This is a genomic window from Nocardia sp. NPDC005746, assembly GCF_040630785.1.
Taxonomy (GTDB): Bacteria; Actinomycetota; Actinomycetes; order Mycobacteriales; family Mycobacteriaceae; genus Nocardia.
Map to the genome: position 1 here is coordinate 1 of NZ_JBEXYE010000020.1, position 24139 is coordinate 24139.

31 protein-coding genes are annotated in these 24139 nt (G+C 67.2%); 16 read left to right on the forward strand and 15 right to left on the reverse strand.

Annotated elements, in window-relative coordinates; all coding sequences use genetic code 11:
- Positions 1 to 181: 181 nt before the first annotated feature.
- The 5 genes from ABZ412_RS29275 (at position 182) to ABZ412_RS29295 (ending at position 3963) form a co-directional block, all read left to right on the forward strand.
- Positions 182 to 691 carry an SUKH-3 domain-containing protein gene (locus ABZ412_RS29275; RefSeq protein WP_357286393.1) on the forward strand — a complete coding sequence of 170 codons (510 nt, stop codon included), beginning with the start codon at positions 182 to 184 and terminating at the stop codon, positions 689 to 691.
- 69 nt (positions 692 to 760) lie between these two features.
- Complete coding sequence (locus ABZ412_RS29280) at positions 761 to 1090, forward strand: WXG100 family type VII secretion target (protein ID WP_357286396.1); 330 nt, start codon at positions 761 to 763, stop codon at positions 1088 to 1090.
- On the forward strand, positions 1090 to 1377 hold the full coding sequence (locus tag ABZ412_RS29285) for a WXG100 family type VII secretion target (protein ID WP_357286399.1): 288 nt from the start codon (positions 1090 to 1092) through the stop codon (positions 1375 to 1377). The genes ABZ412_RS29280 and ABZ412_RS29285 overlap by 1 nt, the downstream gene beginning before the upstream one ends.
- Positions 1374 to 2852: a hypothetical protein gene (locus ABZ412_RS29290; RefSeq protein ID WP_357286402.1), complete on the forward strand. Its 1479-nt coding sequence runs from the start codon at positions 1374 to 1376 to the stop codon at positions 2850 to 2852. Before ABZ412_RS29285 ends, ABZ412_RS29290 begins: the two co-directional genes overlap by 4 nt.
- Before the next feature lie 16 nt (positions 2853 to 2868).
- The gene (locus tag ABZ412_RS29295) at positions 2869 to 3963 is read left to right on the forward strand and encodes a hypothetical protein (protein ID WP_357286405.1); all 1095 of its coding nucleotides are present in this window, start codon (positions 2869 to 2871) and stop codon (positions 3961 to 3963) included.
- A 211-nt stretch (positions 3964 to 4174) separates the two neighbouring features.
- Here ABZ412_RS29295 and ABZ412_RS29300 read toward each other — a convergent pair whose 3' ends face one another.
- The 3 genes from ABZ412_RS29300 to ABZ412_RS29310 form a co-directional block, all read right to left on the reverse strand.
- Entirely contained in the window at positions 4175 to 5005 is an 831-nt protein-coding gene (locus tag ABZ412_RS29300; RefSeq protein ID WP_357286408.1) for an SEC-C metal-binding domain-containing protein, read from the reverse strand.
- The gene (locus ABZ412_RS29305; protein ID WP_357286411.1) at positions 4986 to 5210 is read right to left on the reverse strand and encodes a hypothetical protein; all 225 of its coding nucleotides are present in this window, start codon (positions 5208 to 5210) and stop codon (positions 4986 to 4988) included. The genes ABZ412_RS29300 and ABZ412_RS29305 overlap by 20 nt, the downstream gene beginning before the upstream one ends.
- A gap of 504 nt (positions 5211 to 5714) precedes the next feature.
- Positions 5715 to 5993, reverse strand: a complete 279-nt coding sequence (locus ABZ412_RS29310; RefSeq protein ID WP_357286707.1) for a Wadjet anti-phage system protein JetD domain-containing protein — start codon at positions 5991 to 5993, stop codon at positions 5715 to 5717.
- 339 nt (positions 5994 to 6332) lie between these two features.
- On the opposite strand from ABZ412_RS29310, the gene ABZ412_RS29315 reads away from it, so the two are divergent.
- Complete coding sequence (locus ABZ412_RS29315; protein ID WP_357286414.1) at positions 6333 to 6713, forward strand: hypothetical protein; 381 nt, start codon at positions 6333 to 6335, stop codon at positions 6711 to 6713.
- 69 nt (positions 6714 to 6782) lie between these two features.
- On the opposite strand, the gene ABZ412_RS29320 is transcribed toward ABZ412_RS29315, so the two are convergent.
- The gene (locus ABZ412_RS29320) at positions 6783 to 7376 is read right to left on the reverse strand and encodes a YbhB/YbcL family Raf kinase inhibitor-like protein (protein WP_357286417.1); all 594 of its coding nucleotides are present in this window, start codon (positions 7374 to 7376) and stop codon (positions 6783 to 6785) included.
- A gap of 164 nt (positions 7377 to 7540) precedes the next feature.
- On the opposite strand from ABZ412_RS29320, the gene ABZ412_RS29325 reads away from it, so the two are divergent.
- Positions 7541 to 8272: a hypothetical protein gene (locus ABZ412_RS29325; RefSeq protein ID WP_357286420.1), complete on the forward strand. Its 732-nt coding sequence runs from the start codon at positions 7541 to 7543 to the stop codon at positions 8270 to 8272.
- Here ABZ412_RS29325 and ABZ412_RS29330 read toward each other — a convergent pair.
- The 5 genes from ABZ412_RS29330 to ABZ412_RS29350 form a co-directional block, all read right to left on the reverse strand.
- Positions 8254 to 8802 (reverse strand): hypothetical protein, encoded by a 549-nt coding sequence (locus ABZ412_RS29330; protein ID WP_357286423.1) that lies wholly within the window; start codon positions 8800 to 8802, stop codon positions 8254 to 8256. The genes ABZ412_RS29325 and ABZ412_RS29330 overlap by 19 nt on opposite strands.
- A gap of 9 nt (positions 8803 to 8811) precedes the next feature.
- Positions 8812 to 10017, reverse strand: coding sequence for a hypothetical protein (locus ABZ412_RS29335; protein WP_357286426.1), 1206 nt, complete (start codon positions 10015 to 10017; stop codon positions 8812 to 8814).
- A 1-nt stretch (position 10018) separates the two neighbouring features.
- Positions 10019 to 10306, reverse strand: coding sequence for a hypothetical protein (locus ABZ412_RS29340; protein WP_357286429.1), 288 nt, complete (start codon positions 10304 to 10306; stop codon positions 10019 to 10021).
- Positions 10307 to 10309: 3 nt separating this feature from the next.
- Positions 10310 to 10795 carry a hypothetical protein gene (locus ABZ412_RS29345; protein ID WP_357286431.1) on the reverse strand — a complete coding sequence of 162 codons (486 nt, stop codon included), beginning with the start codon at positions 10793 to 10795 and terminating at the stop codon, positions 10310 to 10312.
- Between the two features lie 158 nt (positions 10796 to 10953).
- Complete coding sequence (locus ABZ412_RS29350) at positions 10954 to 11157, reverse strand: hypothetical protein (RefSeq protein ID WP_357286434.1); 204 nt, start codon at positions 11155 to 11157, stop codon at positions 10954 to 10956.
- A 90-nt stretch (positions 11158 to 11247) separates the two neighbouring features.
- Here ABZ412_RS29350 and ABZ412_RS29355 point away from each other — a divergent pair, with 90 nt between their 5' ends.
- The 4 genes from ABZ412_RS29355 to gcvT all read left to right on the forward strand — a co-directional run bounded on the left by ABZ412_RS29355 (position 11248) and on the right by gcvT (position 14913).
- Positions 11248 to 11871, forward strand: coding sequence for a hypothetical protein (locus ABZ412_RS29355; protein ID WP_357286437.1), 624 nt, complete (start codon positions 11248 to 11250; stop codon positions 11869 to 11871).
- Positions 11872 to 12162: 291 nt separating this feature from the next.
- Positions 12163 to 12702, forward strand: a complete 540-nt coding sequence (locus ABZ412_RS29360) for a hypothetical protein (protein WP_357286439.1) — start codon at positions 12163 to 12165, stop codon at positions 12700 to 12702.
- 2 nt (positions 12703 to 12704) lie between these two features.
- Positions 12705 to 13790 carry an exonuclease domain-containing protein gene (locus ABZ412_RS29365; protein WP_357286442.1) on the forward strand — a complete coding sequence of 362 codons (1086 nt, stop codon included), beginning with the start codon at positions 12705 to 12707 and terminating at the stop codon, positions 13788 to 13790.
- A gap of 22 nt (positions 13791 to 13812) precedes the next feature.
- On the forward strand, positions 13813 to 14913 hold the full coding sequence (gene gcvT, locus ABZ412_RS29370) for a glycine cleavage system aminomethyltransferase GcvT (protein WP_357286445.1): 1101 nt from the start codon (positions 13813 to 13815) through the stop codon (positions 14911 to 14913).
- Positions 14914 to 14991: 78 nt separating this feature from the next.
- Here the strand turns inward: gcvT and ABZ412_RS29375 are convergent, their stop codons facing one another.
- Entirely contained in the window at positions 14992 to 15831 is an 840-nt protein-coding gene (locus tag ABZ412_RS29375) for a hypothetical protein (protein WP_357286448.1), read from the reverse strand.
- Between the two features lie 100 nt (positions 15832 to 15931).
- On the opposite strand from ABZ412_RS29375, the gene ABZ412_RS29380 reads away from it, so the two are divergent.
- On the forward strand, positions 15932 to 17032 hold the full coding sequence (locus ABZ412_RS29380; RefSeq protein ID WP_357286450.1) for a branched-chain amino acid aminotransferase: 1101 nt from the start codon (positions 15932 to 15934) through the stop codon (positions 17030 to 17032).
- A gap of 72 nt (positions 17033 to 17104) precedes the next feature.
- Here ABZ412_RS29380 and ABZ412_RS29385 read toward each other — a convergent pair whose 3' ends face one another.
- From ABZ412_RS29385 to ABZ412_RS29395, 3 genes are all read right to left on the reverse strand, one after another.
- Positions 17105 to 17821 (reverse strand): MBL fold metallo-hydrolase, encoded by a 717-nt coding sequence (locus tag ABZ412_RS29385; RefSeq protein ID WP_357286453.1) that lies wholly within the window; start codon positions 17819 to 17821, stop codon positions 17105 to 17107.
- A 148-nt stretch (positions 17822 to 17969) separates the two neighbouring features.
- Positions 17970 to 18941 carry a carbohydrate kinase family protein gene (locus tag ABZ412_RS29390; RefSeq protein WP_357286456.1) on the reverse strand — a complete coding sequence of 324 codons (972 nt, stop codon included), beginning with the start codon at positions 18939 to 18941 and terminating at the stop codon, positions 17970 to 17972.
- A gap of 128 nt (positions 18942 to 19069) precedes the next feature.
- Positions 19070 to 19420: an iron-sulfur cluster assembly accessory protein gene (locus ABZ412_RS29395; protein ID WP_040815950.1), complete on the reverse strand. Its 351-nt coding sequence runs from the start codon at positions 19418 to 19420 to the stop codon at positions 19070 to 19072.
- 321 nt (positions 19421 to 19741) lie between these two features.
- Between ABZ412_RS29395 and ABZ412_RS29400 the strand changes: the two genes are divergently transcribed.
- Positions 19742 to 20389 (forward strand): DUF3043 domain-containing protein, encoded by a 648-nt coding sequence (locus tag ABZ412_RS29400; RefSeq protein ID WP_357286458.1) that lies wholly within the window; start codon positions 19742 to 19744, stop codon positions 20387 to 20389.
- Positions 20390 to 20392: 3 nt separating this feature from the next.
- Here the strand turns inward: ABZ412_RS29400 and ABZ412_RS29405 are convergent, their stop codons facing one another.
- Together ABZ412_RS29405 and ABZ412_RS29410 are read right to left on the reverse strand one after the other, a co-directional pair.
- The gene (locus ABZ412_RS29405; RefSeq protein ID WP_357286461.1) at positions 20393 to 20623 is read right to left on the reverse strand and encodes a hypothetical protein; all 231 of its coding nucleotides are present in this window, start codon (positions 20621 to 20623) and stop codon (positions 20393 to 20395) included.
- Complete coding sequence (locus ABZ412_RS29410) at positions 20620 to 20742, reverse strand: hypothetical protein (protein WP_357286464.1); 123 nt, start codon at positions 20740 to 20742, stop codon at positions 20620 to 20622. Before ABZ412_RS29410 ends, ABZ412_RS29405 begins: the two co-directional genes overlap by 4 nt.
- 86 nt (positions 20743 to 20828) lie before the next feature.
- Here ABZ412_RS29410 and ABZ412_RS29415 point away from each other — a divergent pair, with 86 nt between their 5' ends.
- From ABZ412_RS29415 to cobT, 3 genes are all read left to right on the forward strand, one after another.
- On the forward strand, positions 20829 to 21797 hold the full coding sequence (locus tag ABZ412_RS29415) for a helix-turn-helix domain-containing protein (RefSeq protein WP_357286467.1): 969 nt from the start codon (positions 20829 to 20831) through the stop codon (positions 21795 to 21797).
- Between the two features lie 29 nt (positions 21798 to 21826).
- On the forward strand, positions 21827 to 22099 hold the full coding sequence (locus ABZ412_RS29420) for a hypothetical protein (RefSeq protein ID WP_357286470.1): 273 nt from the start codon (positions 21827 to 21829) through the stop codon (positions 22097 to 22099).
- 65 nt (positions 22100 to 22164) lie between these two features.
- Positions 22165 to 24138, forward strand: a complete 1974-nt coding sequence (gene cobT, locus ABZ412_RS29425; RefSeq protein WP_357286473.1) for a nicotinate-nucleotide--dimethylbenzimidazole phosphoribosyltransferase — start codon at positions 22165 to 22167, stop codon at positions 24136 to 24138.
- Position 24139: the final 1 nt, after the last annotated feature.

Below are 24139 nucleotides of genomic sequence, written 5' to 3' on the forward strand. Positions count from 1 at the left end.
CCATTCCGAACCCGGAAGCTAAGGCCACCTGCGCCGATGGTACTGCACTCGACAGGGTGTGGGAGAGTAGGACACCGCCGGAACATCCTTCGCGAAGGCCCCCAGCAATCTGCTGGGGGCCTTTGGCGTTTCTCGATCAAATCGATACGTGCCCAGGACCTTCCGGCGCCGAATATCCACTATGCGCTACTTCTGGCCGAATCCAGTAACGTGCCGAGCCCTCACCGCAGCGGGCTGGACCCCGTCCCGTCGTATCGACATCACCGACTGGACCGACCAACTGGAAGCCGAAGGCTTCCACGTCTCGCGCCCCGCTGCGAGCATCCTCCAAGGCTTCGGCAACCTGACCCTCCAGCCTCCGGATCTCCCCGGCGCCCTCTGGTCCGCGGACCCCCTGTTCTTCGACCCCATCGACGTAGCCAACGGCATGTACGATCGCTACGCCGAATTCGAACGAGCCCTTGGCCACCGCATGACCCCCTTGGCCGCCAACACCGCCGGCACCACCTTCCTCCTGATGCTCGACGACGGCCGTATCGTCTCCGACGGCGTCCTTGCCCTCGACCTCGTGGGCCCCACCTTCCCTCAGGCCCTCGAGGTCATCATCCGCCGCCACGTCACCCCCACCTCGATCCTCTCCTACCACCGCCCGCGCCCCCGCTTCACCTCCGAGTGGATGCACGCGGGCTAGCCACACCCCGAGTGCGCGAAGTTCGAATCTCACCCTCCACCAATCTCTTCCGTCACTACCTTCGTACGGATGGTGGGGATACTGAAGATCGACCCGGTCGCGATGCGCGCGGCCGCGGATTGGCTGGACCGCGCAGCCCAGGATCTCGTGGACGACCTGACCGCACACATGCGGCTGGTCCGCTTGTTCCTGGGCGGCGACTGGCAAGGTGACGCCGCGGCCTCACACGAGACCCCGTGGACCGATTGGGAATCCGGCGCCCACCGGATTCTCACCTCCTTCGCCACCGACGCAACCCTGCTCCGCCAGGTGGCTGCGGAACACACCCGAACCGACCACCACCGGGCACAGACGGTCACCCAAGCCGGCTCGGGGCTTGACCTGCCCGAGGTGGTCTAGTGCCGGACTACCGGGTCGACCTGGGCGGTCTGCAACAACTGATCGACGGCACAGCCAAACTCGAGTCCTCTCTCGAGGCCCGGATAGTCGCGATCGAAAAGTGCGTCGCCGAGCTGCACATGGACTGGTCCGGCGAAGCCGCCACGGCCCACCGAGCCGCCCACGACGACCGAGTAGCCGCGGCCGCCCTCATGGGTGAGGCGTTGCGAGCCCTGCGCGAAAAGCTCTCCGCAGCCCACACCGCCTACGGAACGGTGGGATCCACCAACGCGTCCATGTGGCCATGAGCCCTCCCACGGTCCCGCTGATTGTCTGCCGAGCAGGCGAATACAGCTCCGCCGGCGAGGTTTTCGGCACCCTCAACACCGACGCCATCGATACCCACTCCGGCTTGCTCGGAGTCCTCCGCGCAAACGCCGGCATGGCCGGCAGCGACACCATCGGCCAAGAATGGTCCGCCGCCTACGACCAGGCCGCGACCTCGGCCCTGCAAGCCTCCGCCCAGCTGGCCACCGCCGCAGCCCAAGTCCGCGACCTGCTCGTGGTCGGCGCCTACAACCACCAGGCAGGGGAGTCCGCAGCAGACCACAACGGGGTCGAGCCCCCTCCACCGCCCGCCCTGACCCCGCCATCCTGTCTCCCCGAAGAGGCTCCTTCCGCGGCCGGCGACGGCATCCCCGAACCCGTCGGCTGGTCGATCATCCAGGACGCCGTGGGCGCGATGTGGCCCAACGGCCACCAGTCCGAACTCCTTGCCGCCCAGTCCGCCTGGTCCACCACCGCCACCAATTTCCACACCCTGGCCGACACGATCCCGAAGGCGATCGACCTCCTCGGCAACCAGCAGTCCGAGGAAATCCCCGCCGCGATCGAAGCCGCCCGAGCCCGCCAATCCGACCTCACCGACCTCGCCACCATCAGCACCGCCCTCTCCACCGCCTGCGGCGACTACGCCCACCACCTCGACGAGGCCCACCACCAAATCCTCGAGGAACTGAAGGACCTCGGCCTCGAGACCGCCGCGGTAGAACTCGGCCTCGCCCTCCTGGCCCCCGTCACCGCGGGCCTCTCCGAGTACATCGGCAACTCCGCCTGGGCAGCCCGCATAGCCGTCAAAGCGGCCCGTATCGCCTCGATCGTCGCCGGTTTGGCCACGAAGGCGAGAGAATCCGCGCGACTGGTCGTCACCCTCGCCGAACGGGTCCGCGCCCTCGCCACCAGGGTCGCCCAGTGGGTCCAAGCAGCCTCCGCCAGACTCGCGATCTTCGGCCGCCGCACCGGCTCCGTCCCTAAACTGAAGACAACCCCGATGAACCCCCACTACAGGGGCGAGAGTCTTCCAGGAAACACAATCTGGCCAGGCCAGTCGGTCCGCTACCTGACCCCCGAAGAACGCCAGAGCTTCCAACTGTTCATCCGAGACGGCAAGCTCTACGACGCCCACGGCAACCTCTTCGACACCACAAGCTCGGCCACCCACTTCAACGACGGAAGGGCAATCTTCGTCATGGACGAGAACGGCGCCCTCTACGCGTCGAAGTACCACGCCCCGGGCGAATTCCACCACTCCAGCTTCTTATCCGGAGCTCCGGTAGCAGGCGCCGGCGAGATCCAGGTAACCAACGGCGAACTCCGCTTCATCTCAGACTCCAGCGGCCACTACCGCCCCGCCCAAAAGTTCTCGAACCAGGTCATAGACCAACTCCGCAGCGAAGGCCTCCACATCGATCCCGCCCAGATCGACCTGCGAGCCCCGAAGTAGCACGAGAGGATCCGACATGACCGAGCCTTGGCGAGCCGTAGCCACCGCCATCCTGTACAAGTCCCAGTTCGCCCCGGCCCTCGACAACGCCGAGGCCCACCGCACGGCCGAATGGCTTGTCCGCAAACCACTGTGGGAACTCACCGTCGAGGAACAACACCGCGCCCTACTCGACGCCCTGGACTCTGGAGCCGCCCTCGACACCGTCGTGCAGGCCCCCTTCTCAGAGGTAGAGAAGCGAACCTTCTTCACCCGAGTGGTCGACGAACTCGAGACCATGCGGCCCTGGCCCGACCGCCCGTACCACGAGATCCCTCTCGAACGATGGCCAGAGTTCGTCAACCCCACCCCGATAGCCCGAATCTCTTTGCCGTGGACCGACCTCCAGCCGCTACTCGGCAAGATGTTCCGCAAGCCCCCCGGCTACAACCGCGAACTCCTGCTCCTCCGCCTGAAGTCCGGCGCCGAAATAGCCTTCATCTGTCCCGGCTGGCCAACCGACTCCGTAACCGCCCTGGTCTCCCGCACCCCCAACCCCGATGCCCCGGCCATCCTCCAGGAACTGCTGACCTCCGCACCCATCAACCCCACGGACGTAACTCTCCTGCCCACCGCCCCAACGCCGCCCGCCCCCTACGAAACAACCCCTCTCCGACCAGAATTCGCAGGCGAACACCTCCCCGGCAACACCTGCTGGAACGGCACCCACGTCCACTACCTCACCCCCACCGAACGCGCCCCCTACAAACTGACCATCACCAATGGCCTGCTACTCGACAGCCAAGGCACCCCCTACGACACCACCACATCTAGCACCCTCTGGACCCCGCGCGGCGGCCGAGCCATCTTCGTCATGGACGCGAACGGCGACATCTACTCGTCCCCCCATCACATCCTCGGCCGCTTCCACCACTCCAGCTTCCTGGCCGGCGCCCCGGTAGCCGCAGCCGGTGAACTCTCCGCCGAGTACGGCCACCTCAACCTGATCTCCGACCACAGCACCCACTACCGCCCACCCCGCCGATTCACCCGCCAACTCCTCGACAACCTCCGCCGCCACGGCATCCAAATCGCCGACCACCAGGTGGAATACCACATGCCCCCGGACTAGCTGGTCCCCTCACCTTCCCGGTCGTCGCCCGCGCTGTCTCGCAACGGAGGAACCGACGCCAACGTCGCTCGGAGCTCGTCCGGCGACATCCCTGCCAGCGTATCCATATACCGATCCGCTCATCTGGTTGCGGCATGGGCCGTATTCGGGCAGCCCACGGGCGGGTGTGGACGCCGAGGTTCGGTCGCTCTCGCGAACCCGGCGGGCGCTGTCAGCCGGGCCTGCCGCAGCACTTCTTGTATTTGCGTCCGGATCCGCACCAGCAGGGTTCGTTGCGGCCGGGCGGCCACGTTATGGCTGCTCCGCTGCCGGCGAGATGTGCTGCGAATGCCGCGCGGGTCGAGGGATTTTCGGGGTCGGCGGCGTATTCGGCGAGGCCGTCCGCGGTGCCTGCGACGATGGCGGCCGGCATGCCGTGGTCAGCGGAGCGAAGGGCGTGTTCGACGGTTCGACGGTGTTCGTCGAAAGTGCCGTAGTACTCGTGGAGCGCGGGCCAGCGTCTGATGACCTGGGCGAATTCGTCTTCCGGAAAGCAGAGGATCGCGGCGCGGGCGGGCAGATCCCGTTCGGGCCGTCCGAGTCGTTCGAGCATAGCCAGCCAGCGGTGGCGTTCCCGGTCCACACCCAGGTCGATGTGGTCTTCGGGCCACCCCAGCTGCTGCCGGACTCGGGCACGTCCGGATCCGAGCCGGTACCGACCCAACGTTTCGCGTGCGTCGTCGCCGGCCGATATCCGTGATCGTTCGAGCCCGGCGTCGAACCAGCGGAGCGCCTCGGCCCAATCTCCCCGACCTTCGAACGCTTCTCCGGCGGCCTCATACACGAGGTAGTCATCGGGCCCTTCGGCGAATACGACGTCCAGCAGATTTCGGGCCTCCTGCGTGTCGCCGTGTCCGAGCAGCAGCACCGCGTACCAGACCCGCGCGTCCCCGGCGACCTCGCCGCCATCGGCGATCGCGTCCAGGTATCGCCGCCGGGCCTGCTCGAAGTCCCCGGCGAGCGCCCAGTAAGACGCCGCTTCATTAAGATGACGCCGCTTCATTAAGATTCTGTGCCCGCTCGTCCGGGTCTCCGGCCGCGGCTTCCTCCTCGTAGAAGAGCGCGGTCTCTTCATGCGACAACTCGTCACCGTCGTCGTCCAGCTCGAGACCCAGTTCCGCCCGCAGCCTGTCGTTCTCGGCCTCGAGGCGTTCCAGCCTCCGTTGCAGTGTGCGGTGCTCCTCATGCTCGTCGGCGTTGTTGGGCATCGGATCCTCTCCAATCGGGTCATCGAGAGCGGTTCCACCGCAGTGGCATCGGGTCTACGGCCGCGGTGGCCATTCAGCACACCGACAGCGTCGCACCTCGCTCTAGACTTCCTCGCGGCGTCGGGAAGATTGCGCACATTGTGGCCCGCGGGCGCGGAGGGGACCGGCCGACATCGTTGGTGAAAAGGTCGCATCTCGAGACGGCAAGATCTTCTATGTCGATGGCCGAACAGGCACGTGAGCAAATCGCGAGGATTACGGCGGCTTGAATTCCTCTGAACGACGTGAGGAGTTCCATGATGGACGAACCCCAGGCGCGCGCCCTAGCAGCCCGCCACCCGGTCCCGGTGCCGGGCCCATCGTTGTCGTGAAGTTCGCCTGCTACGTCTGGATGCTTTCCAGCACACCGTCTTTCGACCGCGTGGGGGTCTGGCGCAGTCGCTTGCTGGGCTGGGGTTCCGACGATCCGGTTCTTTCGACGGGATGGCCGACCGGATGCGCCTTTCATCCGTTCAATGAGGCTATCACCGTGTGGTAGCGAATCCGCTCCTGTTCGAGTCGAACCGCGGGGCCGAAGGTGTCCTGGGCCAGGTCGTGGTAGAGGTGTGACTCCGCGTCGGTCAGATGATCCAGGGGCGTCGAGATAGGTACCGATTCGGATACCCATCGTCCTTCGTGAGCCAGCAGTATGGTCCGGTCCATGAGGACGGATTCGGTGTGTGGGTATCGCGCACGCAGGCGGTCCAAGATGGCGAAGCCGTGGGCTAAATCGGCGTGGACTATGGAGTGACGCTCCTAGTCAGCAACGAGATTCACAGATTCGTCGATATTCGGCGTCACGTAGACGATCATCTGCGTGACCGGGTGAGCACGTGGTGGACGAGCGCACGTGAACCGTACTTCGCATGCCATCGGACTCGGGTCTTCCCGCTACTGCCGAGATCCGCAGTACTTTTGAGCGGGTCACACCACTGCCGCCCACCGCCTGTACCGGCGATGGGTCGGCGGACGCATCGCCGGCGTCGGCCCCGAAACCATCGAACGAGTCGAAGCGGGCCGATGGCCCCTTCTCTCGGCCATTTGGGTCTTGCTGCTGAGACCTGCGAAGGTGATCGTGGATTGATGACAAGTGTTTCGAATCTGACCGCACCGGAACGACGCCGGCTGGCCCAGCACACGCTGGACTCGCTGACGGACCGGGCGGGGCATACGTTGACGCAGGTACGGTGCGGTTGTGGTCACCGGGTGGCGGCGGTGTTCGATACACCGGCCGGCGCGGTGTATCAGTCGGCGACCGGGCCGCACGCGCACGGGTCGCGTGATTTCGTCGATGCCGCGCACAGCGCTCACGGGCATGGCACGAGGTTTGCGGATCTGCTCGCCGGTGATGGCTTTGTCGACGACGCGTTGCCGGCGTCCTGCGAATGTGGGCCGCGCACACTGTCGCGGGTCCGACTCCAGGAAGCCGTCGCGAACCACGAGCATAAGATTCAGCTGCCCTGATCGGCCATCACAACGCCTGGCGGTCCAGCCGAACGGCGGTCGCTTCGGCGTGCCATGAGATCGGGTGGCTCAGCTCGTGCTCAGGCCGGAGTTGAGCGTGTAGGTGCCGACGAGCTCGGCTTGCCCCAGGACGTGGCCGATCATCGCTTGGCTTAGCCCCTTCCCGGTCACTGCCCCTCGCAGCGGCAGCCGTTCGACATCCAGGGCGCTGACGGTGAACACGTAGTGATGGATGCGCTGGTCGTTCCAGGGCGGACACGGGCCGTCGTAGCCGTAATGATCGTTTCCCGCACTGCTGAAGTCGTTGCGGCCGTACCGCGCGTTATGGGGCGCAGCCGGACCGCGTGTGGTCTCGAGGCTGCCTGCGGCGATCTGCCGCACGCCGGCTGGGATATCGAAAAGCACCAAATGGTAGAAGTCGTTGCGCGGCAACTCCTCCGGCACCGTTCGTCCCTCGATGTTCACATCCGAGCCGGTGTGGGGTACGTCGGGGTCGCAGCACATGACCGCGAACGATCGGGTTCCCGCCGGCACCTCGTCCCACGCCAGATGCGGGTTGCGATTGGTGCCCGCCCGGACATGGTGCGCGGTATCCGGCACGCCGTAGGCGAACGCGCCCGGAATGCGCGCGTTATCGTCGAATGAATCACTTCGGACCTTCATACCGACGCCTTTCACTCATGCGGCCCGATAAGCCTTCGCTGTTCAGGTGGCGATGGCGATGAGGGCGCAAGAATCAATTCGTGCGACACATAGATTCTGCGCTTTCGCCCTGACCCTGCCCAGAAGCGAAGGTCATCGGAGCGGAATCCCCACCGCTGGGACGATTGGCGCTCGACGAGCTCGAATACCTCGACGCCGAGCACGGGAAGACCTTCGCCGACCTCGAGACCCCGCTGCGCCGCCGGCTGCAGAACGCGCAGATCGTCGTCCACGTCATCGAGCCCTCCACACCCAATCGCGTCAAGTACGACATCTTCAAGCGCATCAACACCGGTGGCGAACCGTTGAACGCCATGGAGATCCGGCACTGTATGAGCAGCGCCCGCAGCCGAGAACTGCTCAAACGGTGCGCAGCCTCCGCTGCCTTCCACGAGGCCACCGCCGGGGTGCTGCGCGATCACGTCCGAATGAACGACCGCGAGGCGGTCCTACGCTTCCTGGCCTTCTACCGGCTGCCGGACCTCCAGGAGTACGAGTCGTACGGCTCCCTCGAGAATCTCCTCGACGCGACCGCCGAACTTCTCGACGACCCGCGACAGGTGCCCGACACCCAACTCGAATCCTGGTTCGCTGCCTTCGAACGTGGCATGCACCACGCACGAATTATTCTCGGCGACTATGCCTTCCGGCGCTGGCCCACCGGATTCGACCGGTGCTCACCGATCAACCGCGCACTGCTGGAAAGCTGGGGCGTCGTCCTCGCCGCCTACCGCCCGGATCAGCTCGAGCCCGCCCGCGTCCGGATCATCTCCGAGGCCAGTCCCGCGCCTCATCCTGGAGTCAGCGGTCGGGTGAGTTCTTTGCTCGGTCTGGCCGTCTACTCGGGCGTGAGGTAGGTGCCAGTGGAGAGCAGTACCGTTTCCTTGGTCGCCGCCGCGCCCTTCTTGAACTGAATTGGTTGCTCGTAGGGACGGAACTGGATGAACTGTACCGGCCGGTTGTCCTTTGTGAAGAGATAGAACTTATCCGATGGCCGGTCGGACATTGCCGATGATTCGGGCAGATTCCGCCAGCAATAGCCGGGGGTTTGGGCTCGCGTGTTCAGATCGGCTTGCTTTGTATGCTCTCCGACCTCGACCAGGATATCCCAGCCATCTGACCAGCCTGCCGCACGTGTGATATCCAGTAGCGGCACCGGCTGCTTGTTCTTGCTGGCCTTTGTCATCTCCTGAAACAACAGCTTGCTTGATCCCAGCGGCTGAACAGTTTCCGAGGTTTCGAAGTCGAAGCTGAAGGTGCCACGGCTGCAATCCTCCGGTTCCCGCTTCTGATCCGCGGGCTTGTCCATTGGTGCGAGAATTCCGCATGACGTGATGAACGATGTCACAATAGCGAGTAGTGCGGCGCGCCCGGTGGCCTTCATCATGGTGTCACCCTACATCGTTCCAGGGAGGGGAATGCCGACCCCGGGACCCGTGATTGTGCTGTGGACGGACGTGTCCTTACTCCAGGCAAGTTGAGGGGTTTTGCCGTCGGCGCCGGAAACGATGACGACAGCCTTGCCGTTATCTATCTCATCCAGCACGCGTGCCCGGATGGTGGCGTCGTCCGCCGTCTTGTCGAGCCCGATCGCGCGGCCGAGTTTGTTGTTGTACAGGTCCATTGCTTCACGCGCGGCGACGTTGCCGCCGGACTTCTCGTGTGCGGTCGTGTACCGCTCGGCCCAATCTTCCCCGAACTCCTGTGTCATCCGCGCATTCCAGTACATATGGCGAGCGGCGTCTCCGTGCCCGTCTTGCTCGGCGTCTTCGTCTTGGTCCGTATATTTGTTGGACTGTCCGAACGCCTTGGCGTCTTTTTGTATCGTCAAGAACTTCACTTGCTCGACAAGGCTGAGCTCGTTCAGGACCGCTGCTTCCTCTGCCGTCACGAACTTGGGTTGAAAAGTCGGGTCGTAATACTTTCGGACATACTCGAGCTGAGTGGCATTGGGCCACATCACCCCATCCTTGGTCGAGTCCTTGGTCTGGTATTTCCTGAGAATGTCCAGTAGCCCTTGGTCGGTGTAGTCACCGGCCATCTCGGTTTTGACCGAATCGGCCAGCTTCTCGATGCACTGGGATACGCGCTCCGCAACCCGCTCGTCCTCTTGCGCGACCTCCCAGAGGGCCGTCTTCAACTTCAGGTCCAGCTTGTTTATTTCGCCTTGCTTCAGGTAGAGGGAAACGATCCCCCAGGGTGGAGCGGCGGTCTCCCAGTTCGACTCACGTGACTTGACCGCGCCGTTCTCCTCGTAAAACAGGTCGTAGTCGGAATTCTCGACATCAGAAATCAGATCGCGCACCGTCTGGATCTTCTTCCCAATCGATTCGCAGCCCTCTTGGATTGCCTTCGACATGGCCGCGTACACGCCGGCGGTCGTTTCCCCATCGGTCCGATACCCCTTGGATATGGTTCGGGCACTCAGACCGGCCTGCTCCCCGAACCACGGCTCCGACTTCTGAACCTGGTCGTCGGCGTCGAACAGCTCCTGTTTCAGCTTCTTGGCGGACTCGTCGACGTGCTCGGCAACCTTGCCAGGCACTGCCAGATCCCACCCGAGGACCATCGAGATAGTGAGGTTCTCCTCGCCGTCGGCCACGTCACCCCCCGAACTTCACGGCATTGTCATCGTCCATCTGATCCGCAGCCGTCGCTGCCGCATCGGTGAGGTCCGCGAAGGAACGCAGTCGTTTGGCATGCAGATCGGTAACGTTGTCCATTGCCTGCAGCGTTTCCTCGATCCGGACCGCGAATACCGACTTCTGCATTCTGGGCCGCGCGAGCTTGACCTCCTCGCCACCGAAAGGCGTGAGTGCCTCGACAGCGTCGGCGTGGCCGCGATGCTCGTTGGCCATCGCGCGCATCAGCCCGGTCTCGAACTCGACCATGACTCAGATGCTCGACGTGTAGCGGATGGGCGTTACGTCTTCCCACTGATCGCTCGGTGACGGCGGCACGCCGGCGGGCGTGGGCGTCGCTCGATCACGTATTGCCAGGAAGACATCCGCGCCAAGGGCTTTGGCTTCCTCGTAAGCCCGGCGATGCAGTTCGGTGATGACCGCGGCGAGCCGACTGGGCTCCACGCTGGTCACGTGCGAGGAAAGATGCAGATTGGTGATGGAACCGTAGGGGTTGGTTTCGAGGATGACCGACCCGTCGGTGGTTTGGGCGCGCCCCCGGACCTTCGCGATCTCCGCATCGATTCTCTCGGCGCGGTCGGCCAATTCAGCGTTGCTTCTCACTCGTACCCCCGTTGCAGCCCTGCTCGTACGTTGTTGCAGTCCCGCAACCCTATCCATAAGGCTGGGAACCGGACCACCTGGGAACCGCGTGGCGGCCTGTTTCTCCTCGACGGCCTTCGCGAATTCGACTGTCACGAAGGCAGACTCGTGTCCTATCTGGCCGCGATGTTGTCCGGGACGTTCAAAGTCGCGTGTTCGACTTCGGCCACCTGACGACAGGTCCCGCTTCGCACCGCAAACGTTGGCGGAAGTTCGCTGCAGGTGGTCGATGGTGCGGCGACCGATGACGGCGCTCAGCGCGTCCAACTCCGCGGCGATGTCGGTCGCGGCCCATGCGCGGTTGTGTCGGCGACGGTGGCGACGAATTCGATCGGCAGGTCAAGGGCCTTGTCGATGCTCGATCCGTCGTTTGAGGTCTTGGCGGCGCTTTGGTTCGCGGCGGAAATGCCGGTCGGGTCATGGCTCGTGTGGCTGGTCGATTGCTGGGGAATAGCCATCGGCTATTGCCCTGGTGATCGGGAGGGAGGACTGTGAAATGTGCCGGTGGCGCCGCCGGGCGCTGCCTCTGTGCAGAAAGGAGGTGGGTCGTGTACGCACGGTCTACCACGCTTCAGGCGCAATTATCTGCTTTGGAATCCGGGATCGCGCATGTGCGGGACGAGGTCATGCCGGGGCTTCAGGGGATTCCCGGGTGTGTCGGGCTTTCGTTGCTGGTTGATCGGCACACCGGGCGGTGCATCGTGACCAGCTCGTGGGAATCCGAGGAGGCGTTGCGGGCGAGCGCTGCGCGGGTGAATCCGATTCGCAATCGTGCGGCGGAGATATTCGGTGGGAGTCCGGTCGTCGAGGAATGGGAGATCGCGGCCATGCATCGGGCGCATATGACGCCGGAGGGTGCGTGTGCGCGAGTCACCTGGGTGAAGACTGATCCCAGCAGGATCGACAGTGCGATCGACGTGTATCGGGGGCATACGTTGCCCGGTATGGAGCAACAGCTCGATGGATTTTGCAGTGCGAGCCTGATGGTGAACAGGGCGTCGGGGCGTGCCGTCTCGTGCAGTGTGTACGACAGTGCCGAGGCGATGGAACGCAATCGGATGGCGTCGGCCGCGTTGCGGGTGGATGCCGCCCGGCAGGCGCGCGTCGAGGCTGTCGACGTTCGCGAATTCGAGCTGGCCTTGGCTCATTTGCGGGTTCCCGAACTGGTTTGACCTCGGGCTGGAGTTGGCGGAACGGCTCATCGAGGCACGGCCGCAGGGCGCGGCCGTGCTCGGTCGGCTGGCGGCGAGTCGGGCATTGATCCTTCTGCGATCGGGGGCCGCGGTCCACGCAAGCTGATTCACCTGGGAGGTGGGGTCGGGCGCGCGGCGAGTTGCGTAGTGGAACACCGGTCGGTCGGAACTGTTTGGCTCCGTTGATGATTCGCGTGGGGGTTCACGGAAATCTGTCGGCGGGATGCTCTAACGTAGCGCGGGACCTGTTCGCCACGACCGTGGAGCGTTATGGCTTCCTCCTCCGACCTTCATTCCCTCGCGGTGCTCGGCGCGGCCGGGGAACGGATGGTCATCTGGCATGTGAATGTGGGCGCGGCGGTGGGGGAGTCGCGGCTATCGGGCGCTTGGGTGCTGGATCGGTCGTGTGTGGCGGAGATCGAGAGTCTCACGGCTGGATATCCCGTCGTGGTGGCAAAGGGCGGCGCAGCGGATGCCACGAGTGCGCGGATTGTCGACATCGACGCGACAGTTGAAACCATCCGCGCGGCAGTCGAATCCGCGGATGCGCGGTTCACCGAGCACCAGGACGCGGGCGGAAAGCTGACGCGGCCGCAGTGGCCGGTGATCGCGGAGGCCGGTGGGGTGCCGTTGACGCGGTACCAGGTCGATGTGGTGGACGACCATATTCGGCCGGTGCTGACGTTGGCGCGCGAAGTCGCGGAATTGGCCGATGCCTGGGCGGCATTCGAGTCGTTGCGGTTGGCTCGGTCGTTCCTGGTCGAGCTCGGTGGGCCCGAGGCGCGGCCGCTGCCGCTCGCGGTGCGGTGAGCATGGCGGGACTTTCGTTCGCCGCCATCGATGTCGAGACCGCCAACTCCTCCCGGGGCAGTATCTGTGCGGTCGGGGTCACCGTCGTGCGGGACGGTCGTCGTGCCGAGGAGGCGTCGTGGCTGTGCCGGCCGCCCGCGGGGCTCGACTTCTTCAACTGGCACAACATTCGCGTGCACGGGATCTCGGCGGCGATGGTCGCCGACAAGCCGGAGTTCGCGCACCGGTGGCCCGAAGTGGTGGGCCTCATCGGCGACCTTCCCGTCATCGCCCACAATGCGGGCTTCGACAGCGGCGCGATCCGGGAAGCCTGCGCCCGCAGTGGGATTCACCCGCCCACGTGGACCTACAGCTGTAGCCTCGCGCTGGCCCGCCGCCACCTCGCCCTCGACAGCTACCGCCTGCCGCATGTCGCGGACGCCCTGGGCATCGACTTCACCAACCACCACGACGCGGCCGCCGACGCCGCCGCGGCCGCCGACATCGTGATCGCCCTGGCCAACCGGGTGGGTACCGACTCCCTCGCGGCCCTCGAACGCATGATCGTCGATCGGCCGCTGCGAACGGAACGGACACCTCGGCCATTGCGGACCGAGCCCATCGGCGCCGAGCGCGCGCCCCGTCGATCCTGGTTCGCGCGTGAGGAATTGGTGCTGCCGACGGTCACCGGCACCGACCCGTCCCACCCGCTGTACGGCGAGGTCATCGTGTTCACCGGCGATCTCGCGGCCATGACCCGCCAGCAGGCGTGGGACGCCATCGCCGCGTGCGGGGCGACCCCCGCCCGCAACGTCACCCGGCGCACGACCGGGCTCGTGATCGGTGACGGCTTCCGTGGTGGCGACGCCGCCGCGTTCACCACGAGCAAGGCCCGGCGGGTCGCCGAATTGCGGATACGCGGGCAGCGAATCGAGGTGATGGATGAGGCGGTGTTCGTCGCGAGCCTCGGCGCACGGTCCGGCCCGGCAGCCGCGGCAATCTCCGAACCCCCGGCAACAGCCGCGATCGCATCAGAGTCGCTGACCGGTGGCGATCCGGCGTTGCAGGCGGTCGGTTCCGATGTCACCCGGCTATCGGCGGACGGATAAGCCGGACGGATAAACTGCCCCGGTGACCGACGAGAAGCTGCTGCAGGGACCCATCCACGCCGTCCATGTCGAGCTGGGCGCTACCTTCGCTCCGTTCGGGGGGTGGGAGATGCCGGTTTCGTACGCGGGGACAGTCGGCGAGCACACCGCCGTGCGCACCACCGTGGGGCTGTTCGACGTCAGCCACCTCGGGAAGGCGACGGTCAAGGGCGCGGGGGCCGCGGCGTTCGTGAACTCGGCGCTCACCAATGACCTGAACCGGATTCGGCCCGGCAAGGCGCAGTACACCCTGTGCTGCACGCCCGAAGGCGGGGTCATCGACGACCTCATCGCCTACTACGTGAGCGACGACGAGATCTTCCTCGTGCCGAACGCGGCGAACACCGCCGCGGTGGTGGCCGAGATGCAGAAGGTCGCGCCGGAGGGGCTCACCATCACCGACGAGCACCGAGGGTACGCCGTGTTCGCGGTGCAGGGGCCGCGGTCGGCCGAGGTGCTGGCCAAGCTGGGGCTGCCCACCGACATGGAGTACATGGCCTACGCCGACGCCGAGTGGGACGGCCGCCCGATCCGGGTGTGCCGCACCGGCTACACCGGCGAGCACGGCTACGAGCTGCTGCCCCGCTGGGAGGACGCCGAGGCCGTGTTCCGGGCGCTGACCAGCGAGGTGCAGGCCGCCGGCGGCCAGCCCGCCGGGCTGGGCGCGCGCGACACGCTGCGCACCGAGATGGGTTACCCGCTGCACGGACACGAACTGTCCGTGGACATTTCGCCGCTGCAGGCCCGCACCGGCTGGGCGGTCGGCTGGAAGAAGCCGGAATTCTGGGGCAAAGAGGCGCTCGACGCCGAGAAGGCCGCCGGTCCGCGCCGAACCCTGCTGGGACTCAAGGCCATCGACAAGGGCGTGCTGCGTCAGGGCCAGGCCGTGATGCGCGGCGACGAGCAGGTCGGCGAAACCACCTCCGGCACCTTCTCGCCCACCCTCAAGGTCGGCATCGCCCTGGCCCTGCTCGACACCGCCGCGGGCCTCGAGCCCGGCGACCAGGTCGAGGTCGACGTCCGCGGCCGTCGCCTGCGCTGCGAGGTCATCCGCCCGCCGTTCGTCGAAACCCGCACTGCCTGAAGGAGCTTCGCTCGTAACGATGAACGCCGCAGTCGAGACAACCGGCTGCGGCGTTCATCGTTCGGCGTCCGGGTGAACTCACCCGCACCAGGTGCCGACGACCTCGTTGTCCTGCTTGCAGTCCGCGACGGCCAGTCCGGCCGGACGGAGCGTGTTGTACATCTGCCGAAGGGTGTCGTCGGTGACCGCGCCGTCGACGTTCTGGTCGGCGTAGATGACCATCACCACGGATTGGCCCTTGTTGCCGGGGACAGCGATGGTGTCGACGACTGAAGCTGCGGGGTGGGAGCAGTCGTTCGGGCCCGGATTGGCCAGGGTGGCGGTGACGTGGGCGGCTGGTTTGCCCTGGACGGTGAGGGTTTCGGCGGGGGAGAGGGTGTAGGTGGAGTTGGGGCGGTCGTCGTTGGAGGCCACGACCTTGGCCCAGCTGGTCGCGATGTCCTTGGCCGCGGCGGCGGTGTCGCCCAGTTTGGAGCCGGTCACGCCCGCGAGGGCCTTGGTGTGATGGCCGTCGCAGGACTTGGGTTGCCATTCCGCCGCGCCGCTCATGACCACGCGGCCGCCGCCGCCCTCGTAGCCGACGATGGTGTCCGGGCTCGGGACCGTCCAGTTCTGGGGTGTGTCGTAGCCGGCGTTGCGGTTGACGGAGTAGGCGGTCTGCCAGCCGGGGGTCAGGGACGCGATCTGGGGTTTGGCGGCGCCGGTCGTGGTGGTGGTCGTCGGCGCGGTGGTGTGGGTGGCGGTGTCCTGGGGGCCGTAGTCGTCGGCGGGCAGGGCGGTTCCGGGGACGGTGTGGGCGGGGGTGAGGGCCGCGACGGCGAGGATGGCGACCAGGCCCAGCACGCTGACGGCGATCAACGCGATCACCAGGGGGCGGTTCGAACGGGGCGGCTGCGTCAGCGGAGGCTCCGGATACACGCCGCCCACCCTAGCCAGCGGCCGGGGCGACGGCGGGAGGGTGAACGGTCCGTAAGGGCCCGCACCGGCGTGTCGAGGGCGGCGAATTAGACTCCCGGTCATGACACTTGCCGCGCAGTTCACCCGTGTCCCGCATCCCGCGCCCGTTTCGGCGCAGCGGCGCCAGGAGATTCTCGCGGAGCCCGGGTTCGGGCGGTACTTCACCGATCACATGGTGTCGCTGGATTATGTGGACGGACAGTGGACCAACGGTCGCGTCGAGCCCTACGGGCCGATGGCGATGGACCCGGCCACCATGGTGTTCCACTACGGCCAGGCGATCTTCGAGGGTCTCAAGGCGTACCGGCAGGCCGACGGCTCCATCGCGACCTTCCGCGTCGACGCCAATGCCGCGCGTTTCCGCCGGTCGGCGGCCCGCATGGCGATGGCGGAGCTGCCCGAGGAGCTGTTCGTCGAATCGATCCGCCAGCTGCTCGAGGTGGACGGCGACTGGGTGCCCGCCGCGGGCGGCGAGGACGCGCTGTACCTGCGGCCGTTCATGTTCTCCACCGAGGTCGGCCTGGGCGTGAAGCCCGCCTCCGCCTACAAGTACCTGCTGCTCGGCGGCCCGGCCGGCGCGTACTTCCCGCGCGGGCTGAAGCCGGTCAAGGTGTGGCTGTCCACCGAGTTCGTGCGCGCCGCTCCCGGCGGCACCGGCGAGGCCAAGGTGGCGGGCAACTACGCCGCCTCCCTGCTCGCCCAGCGGCAGGCCTCGGAGAAGGGCTGCGACCAGGTGGTGTGGCTGGACGCGTGTGAGCACCGCTACGTCGAGGAGATGGGCACCAACAACCTGTTCTTCGTCTTCGGCAGCGGCTCCGACGCGCGGCTGGTGACCCCGGAACTGTCCGGCTCCCTGCTACCCGGTATCACCCGCGACTCGCTGATCACCCTGGCCGCCGACTCCGGCTACAAGGTGGAGGAGCGCAAGATCTCCGTCGAGGAATGGCGCGAGGGCGTCGAATCCGGTGAGATCACCGAGGTTTTCGGCTGCGGCACCGCGGCCGTCGTCATCCCGGTCGGTTCGGTCCGCTCCGCCGAGGGCGAATTCACCATCGGCACCGGCGAACCCGGCGAGGTCACCATGGCCCTGCGCGACACCCTCACCGGCATCCAGCGCGGCACCTTCGCCGACAGCCACGGCTGGCTGCGCACCATGGCATAGCTCGGGCGCTGCCCGAACGGACGAAACACGCCCGCCCCGAAAGAGTTTCGGGGCGGGCGTGGTGCATGAGGTTCAGCTGGGCATGAACATGTGCCACTGCTCCAGAGTCTGGGGGCGCATCACGTAGTTGTGGTCGCGGATGTGCGACAGCGAGGCGCTGGGTTCCTCCGAGTACCAGTGGCCCGGGAAGACCGTCGGGTTGGATTTCAGGTCCGCGAGGTAGCGGAGGCTGCGGAACATGGCGTCGGAGTCGCCGCCGGGGAAGTCGGTGCGGCCGCAGCCGTCGACGAAGAGGGTGTCGCCGGCGATGAGGCGGTCCTCGAAGAGGAAGCACTGGCTGCCGGGGGTGTGGCCGGGGGTGTGCAGCAGTTCGATCTCGAAGCCGCCGACCGCGACCTTGTCGCCGTGGGAGTGGCCGGTGAGCTCGGAGGGGGCGATGCCGGTGACATTGGCCACCCAGGGCAATTCCTCGGCATTGACGTGGACGGCCACCTCGGTCTTCTCCAGCAGTTCCTTCACGCCGCGCAGGGTGAAGCCCATCATCGAGCCGCCGACGTGGTCGGGGTGGTGGTGGGTGGCCAGGACTCCGGTCAGGCGCATGTCGTCCGCCTCGGCGATCTCCACCAGCTGGGCCGCCTCGTAGGCGGGGTCGACGACCACGCATTCGCCGGTATCCCGATCCCCGATCAGGTAGGCGAAGTTGCGCATCTGGGTGGCGATCGGGTCGCCCACGGCCCAGTCGCGGCCGGAGAGCAACTGGCGGAAGTACAGACGGTCGTCGGAGGACATGCCTCACAGCGTATTGCGGGCGACGCGTTGGTCCGAACCCGGACCGGCAACGGGACCGCGGCGATCCGGAACGGCGGCCGATAGCGCGGAAAGCCGCACGCTGATCGGATCAGCGTGCGGCTGTCGGTGTTCGGCGGCGCGGTGGCCGTCAGCGCAGAATGGGCTCGATCTCGTTCGCGGCCTCGGCGCCGTACGCCTCGCGCAGGCGCTTCATCGCCACATCGTGGTCCAGGGTCCAGTCCTGCGGCCCAACGGTTTCCAGCACATGCACCGCGACCAGCGAACCCAGCTGGGCCGAGCGCTCCAGGGACAGGCCCGCGGAGCGGCCGGTCAGGAAGCCCGCGCGGAAGCCGTCGCCGACGCCGGTCGGGTCCTCCTTGGCCATGTCGGGGACCACGTCCACGAACAGCTCGGAGCCGTCGCGGTCGACGATCTTGGCGCCCTTCGCGCCCAGGGTGGTGACGCGGATGCCCACGCGCTCAGCGACTTCGGCCTCGGACAGGCCGGTCTTCTGGAGCAGGATGCCCCACTCGTACTCGTTGGTGAACAGGTAGTCCGCGCCGTCGATCAGGCGCAGGATGGTCTCGCCGTCGAGGAAGGCCAGCTGCTGGGAGGGGTCGGCGGCGAACGGGATTCCGGCGGCGCGGCACTGGTCGGTGTGGGCCAGCATGGCTTCCGGGTCGTCGGCGCCGATCAGCACCAGCTCCAGTTCGCGGCCGGCGGCCAGCTCGGTGATGTCGATCTCGCGGGCCTCGGCCATCGCGCCGGGGTAGAACGACGCGATCTGCGCCATGGTCTCGTCGGTGGTGCAGACGAAGCGCGCGGTGTGCGCGGTCGTGGACACGCGGACCGCGGAGCAGTCGACGCCGTTGTCCTCCAGCCACTTCCGGTAGTCGCCCCAGTCCTGGCCGACCGCGCCCACCAGCAGCGGGGTGCGGCCCAGCACGCCCATGGCGTAGCTGATGTTGCCCGCGACGCCGCCCTTGCGGATCATCAGATCATCGACGAGGAAGCTGAGCGACACGTGCTGCAGCTGATCTGCCAGCAGCACATCGGAGAACTTGCCCGGAAAGCGCATGAGGTGATCGGTCGCGATGGACGCGGACACGGCGATGGTCACGGGTGAATCCTTCGAGTGGGGGAGGCGTCCCGAAAATGGTCCGCACCTATGAAAATAACCGGACACGCGACAGCGCGGAACATCCCGGGAGATGTTCCGCGCTGCGCGGTGCTAACTCGGGAGCTAGCTCAGTTGAAGCTGTCGCCGCAGGCACAGGAGCCGGTGGCGTTCGGGTTGTCGATGGTGAAGCCCTGCTTCTCGATGGTGTCGACGAAGTCGATCGAGGCGCCCTGGATGTAGGGAGCGCTCATGCGGTCGACCGCGAGCTTCACACCGTTGAACTCCACGACCAGGTCGCCGTCGAGGGTGCGGTCGTCGAAGAAGAGCTGGTAGCGCAGGCCCGCGCAGCCACCGGGCTGAACCGCGATGCGAAGGGCGAGGTCGTCGCGGCCTTCCTGGTCCAGCAGCGCCTTCGCCTTGAGGGCGGCGGCCTCGGTCAGAGTCGCACCATGGGTGGTGGTCTCGTTCTCAACAGTCATGAACTCTCCTAAGGGACCCATTTGTGGTGGCGTGTGGGCCAGCCCGTGAGGGTATGGCTCGAAGCCTGTCAACACCCGTCGGCGGGCGACTATTCCCTATCGTACGCGGCGCTTATTCGCCGGAACGGTCAGGCTGCGTCGTCGCTGACAAATAGCTCCGGGGTGTGCCGAGGTGACAACTGATTTCGGGTGGCGAGGGCAACTCGCCGGGGATGTCCAGAATCGGGTCGGCTCTCGACCGCCGGCCCGCATGCATGCCGGAAAACGGCTCTCAGCTGGGCGCTGAAGACTCGGGAAGGCGGGATTGTTAGCCTGGTCGGCGTGAAGTTCCTGCGCCGTGGCGAGTCCACCCCCACCTCCGACAGCACCAGCACCGACGCCGGTGCCGCGGTGGCGGACACGACCGTCACCCTGGGTAAAGGGCGTCCGACCCCGACGCGCCGCGAGGCGCAGGGTCGCCGCCGCGGTCCGGTCGCGCCCGCGCCCAAGACCGCCAAGGAGGCCCGGGCCCGCCGCAAGGCGCTGCGCGGCACCAAGGAGGAGCGCAAGGCGTCCTCGGCCGAGCGTCGCGCCGACGTCAACAACCGCCGCGCCCGCATGCTCGCCGGTGACGAGCAGTACCTGCTCCCGCGCGACAAGGGCCCGGTCAAGAAGTACGTGCGCGACATCGTCGACGCCCGCCGCAACCTGCTCGGCCTGTTCATGCCGCTGGCGCTGGTGCTGATCCTGAGCATGATCCTCTCGCCCGCGCTGCAGGCGATCGTGACGTTGGCCATGCTGGTGATGATGCTGTTCATGATCATCGAGGGCGTGGTGCTCGGTCGGATCGTGAGCAACCGGGTCCGGGAGCGTTTCCCGGACAGCACCGATTCCTCGTTCTCGCTGGGTTGGTACGCCTTCGTGCGCGCCTCGCAGGTGCGGCGCATGCGCGCGCCGAAGCCGCAGGTGAACCCGGGCGACGCGGTCTAGCGATCAGTTGTGCTCTCGGTGGGCCGAGAGCGCGCGCAATTCCTGGGCGACGCGGGCGTGGTCGCGATCGACCACGTTCGTCGAGCCCGCGAATTCCCAGGTGTTCTCGCGGTGCAGCGGGACGGCGCGGCCGGCCGCGGCGAGCAGGGCGGTGATCCGGCGGACGGCGAGGCCGACGCGGGCGGTGGCGGTCGCGGAGCGGTAATGGCCGTGTCCGTAGGTGATGGCGGTCATGCGTGGGCCTCTTCCTCGTCGAGGTGTGCGGTGGTGTCTGCGGCCATGAGGCCGAAGGTCAGGGTGCCGAGCGCGGTGATCGCGGTTCCGGCTGCGACGATTGCGGACAGTGCATCCATGGCAGTAAGTTTCCTGTAGGGAACTTTCGGCCAACAGTGGCTGTTCTGACATAGTTCGCAAAAATCCGGCCAGATGGGATCGCGACATGCTCTCCAAGGTCGCCGTCGTACTCAACGACAATCTCGCCATGTTCGAATTCGGCGTGGTCTGTGAGGTTTTCGGGCTCGACCGGACCGCGCAGGGCCTGCCCGCCTTCGACTTCCGGGTCTGCGGGCTCGAACCCGGGAAACCGCTGAAGTCCAGTTCACCGGGCATCCACGTCACCCCCGACTACGGGCTCGAGGAACTGCGCGACGCGGATCTGGTTGCCATTCCGGCCTTTCCGATCCGCGACGGCGCGGCGAAGATCGACGCCCGGGTCATCGACGCCGTGCGCGACGCCGCCGCGGCCGGGGCCACCGTGCTGACCGTGTGCTCGGGGGCGTTCCTGGCGGGCGCGGCCGGACTGCTCGACGGGCGCACATGCACCACCCACTGGCATTACGTCGACCTGCTGGCCGAACAGTTCCCGCTCGCCACCGTCGACCCGGACGTGCTGTTCGTCGACGAGGGCAATCTCATCACCAGCGCGGGCACCGCCGCGGGCATCGACGCCTGCCTGCACCTGGTGCGCCGCGAACTGGGCAGCAGCGTCGCCAATGCCATCGCCCGGCGCATGGTGGTCCCGCCGCAGCGTGACGGCGGACAACGGCAGTTCATCGAGCGGCCGGTCGTGGCCTGCGAATCCGAGGGTCTCAGCGAGACCCTGCACTGGATGGGCGAGCACCTGGACCTGCCGCACTCGGTGGAATCGCTGGCGGCACGCAGTTCCATGTCGACGCGCACCTTCGCGCGGCGCTTCGCCGCCGAGACCGGGACCACGCCGGTGAAGTGGCTGACCGGGCAGCGGGTGCTGCTGGCCAAACAGCTCCTGGAAGACACCGACCTGGACCTCGAATCGCTGTCCCACCGTTGCGGATTCGGGTCGGGGGCGCTGCTGCGGCATCACTTCCAGCGGTTGGTGGGGATCGCTCCGGTGGAGTATCGGCGGCGGTTCGGCGCCAGGGTCTCCTGAGCGGGCCCGGGCCGTTACGATGCGCACTCATGCGGTGGGCAGTGATGATCGCGGCGGTGCCGCTGGTGGTGCTGGCTGTGTCGGCGACGGCGGGATGCACGGATCCGCGCACCGCGGTGGGGGAGTGCATCGTCGGCGGTTCGACGGGTAACCACGACACGGTGGTGGCCTGCTCCACGCAGCACGACGGCAAGATCATCGCCAGCGTGGCGCACGGCTCGGACTGCCCGCAGGGGACCGATTGGTCGTACACGGCCGAGGACCTGAAGGTGCAGTGCGTGCACAACGAGAAGAACTACTGACGCCCGCACACGGGATGGCCGTGCCTACTCGGCCGGAGCACCGGCACAGTTGATACCGTGCTGACGTGTCGCACAGTGCTCAGACAACCGATCGGCCGCTGCGGACCCTGGTGCTCGGTGGCGCCCGGTCCGGCAAGTCGGCCTTCGCGGAACAGCTCGTCGCGTCGGAGGCGGTGCGGTACGTCGCCACCGCCGCGGTCGACCCCGCCGACGCCGACTTCGCCGAACGCATTGCGGCGCACCGGGCCCGGCGGCCCGCGACCTGGACCATCGTGGAGGGCGATCCGATCGCCGCGCTGGGCGAGCCCGCCTCCGCCACCCTCGTCGACGACCTCGGCACCTGGCTGACCGGGCGCATCGATGCCCGCGCCGCCTGGGAATCGCCGCGCGGCACCGTCGCCCCGGACATCGACGCGCTCGTCGCCGCTGTCTCCGGCTATGGGCAGCGGTTGATCATCGTCAGCCCCGAGGTGGGGCTCGGCGTCATTCCCGCCACCGCCTCCGGGCGCCTGTTCCGTGACGAGATCGGGACCCTGAACCAGCGCCTCGCCGAGGTGTGCGACGAGGTCTTCCTCGTGGTCGCCGGGCAGCCGGTGCGGGTCAAGCCCGACCGCGCGGTGGTCTCCGCCGCCGCGCTGTCGGATGCCGCCGGAACGGATTCATCACTCGCCGTGGCGACTTCATCGATCAGCGGAACGGATCCGGTTGCGGTGGAGCCCGTTTCGGCGAACGTCGTCGGTTCGGCCGCCGCTGACGGTGGGTCCGTCCGACGGGAAGAAGCTGTCGAAAGTGGAACCGGCGGTGCGGAACTCGGCTCGGCGAGCGCAGCGTCTCCGGCTGCCGGGACTGCCGCCGTCGCTGCTGCGGCCGCCACCCCGGGCGCCGCGTCCGCTGACGGCGAGACCGGTGACTCGGCGGTCGCGGGCCCGGTGGACGACGGAGCCCAGAGCGCGCCGGTGCTGACCAAGCCCGCCCGCATCTCGTTCGGACCCGTGACCGGACCCGATCCGCTGGTGTGGGCCGCCGCCGAGGAGCGGCAGGCGCAATTGACCAAGCCCGCAGGGGCATTGGGCCGGCTGGAGCAGCTGGCCAACTGGGTCGCGGCGTGCCAGGGCGTGTGCCCGCCCAAGCAGTTCGAGCGGGCCCGCGTGGTGGTGTTCGCCGGGGACCACGGCGTGGCGCAGCACGGTGTGTCGGCGTACCCGAGCGAGGTGACCGGGCAGATGGTCGCCAACTTCGTGCACGGCGGCGCGGCCGTGAATGTGATGGCGCGCTTGGCCGATGCCACCGTGCGGGTGGCCGACATCTCCGTGGACGGCGACACCGCGCCGGAGATCTCGCGGCACAAGGTGCGGCGCTCCAGCGGCTCCATCGACCGCGAGGACGCGCTGACCGAGGCCGAGGTGCAGGCGGCGCTGGCGGCCGGCGCGAGCATCGCCGACGAGGAAATCGATTCCGGCGCTGACCTTCTCATCGCCGGCGACATGGGCATCGGCAACACCACGCCCGCCACCGTGCTGATCGCGGCCATCACCGACACCGAGCCGGTGGTGGCGGTCGGCCGCGGCACCGGCGTCGACGACGCGGGCTGGATCCGCAAGACCGCCGCCATCCGCGACGCCATGTGGCGCGCCCGTCCCGTCCTCAAGGACCCGGTCGCCCTGCTGCGCACCGCCTCCGGCGCGGACCTGACCGCCATGGCGGGCTTCCTGGCCCGCGCCGCGGCCCGTCGCACCCCGGTCATCCTCGACGGAGTCGTGGTGACCGCCGCCGCCCTGGTCGCCGACCAGCTCGCCCCCGGCGCCCGCGCCTGGTGGGTGGCGGGCCACCGCTCCAGCGAGCCCTCCCACACCATCGCCCTCAAGCGCCTCGACCTCGAGCCGCTCGTCGACATGACGATGCGCCTGGGCGAGGGCTCCGGCGCGGTCGCCGCCCTCCCGCTGCTGCGTGCCGCCGTCGCCACCCTCGGCGAGATGGCCACCTTCGCCGAAGCCGGAGTCAGCACCGCCGACGCCGACGCGGAAGCCGCTGAGGCCTGAT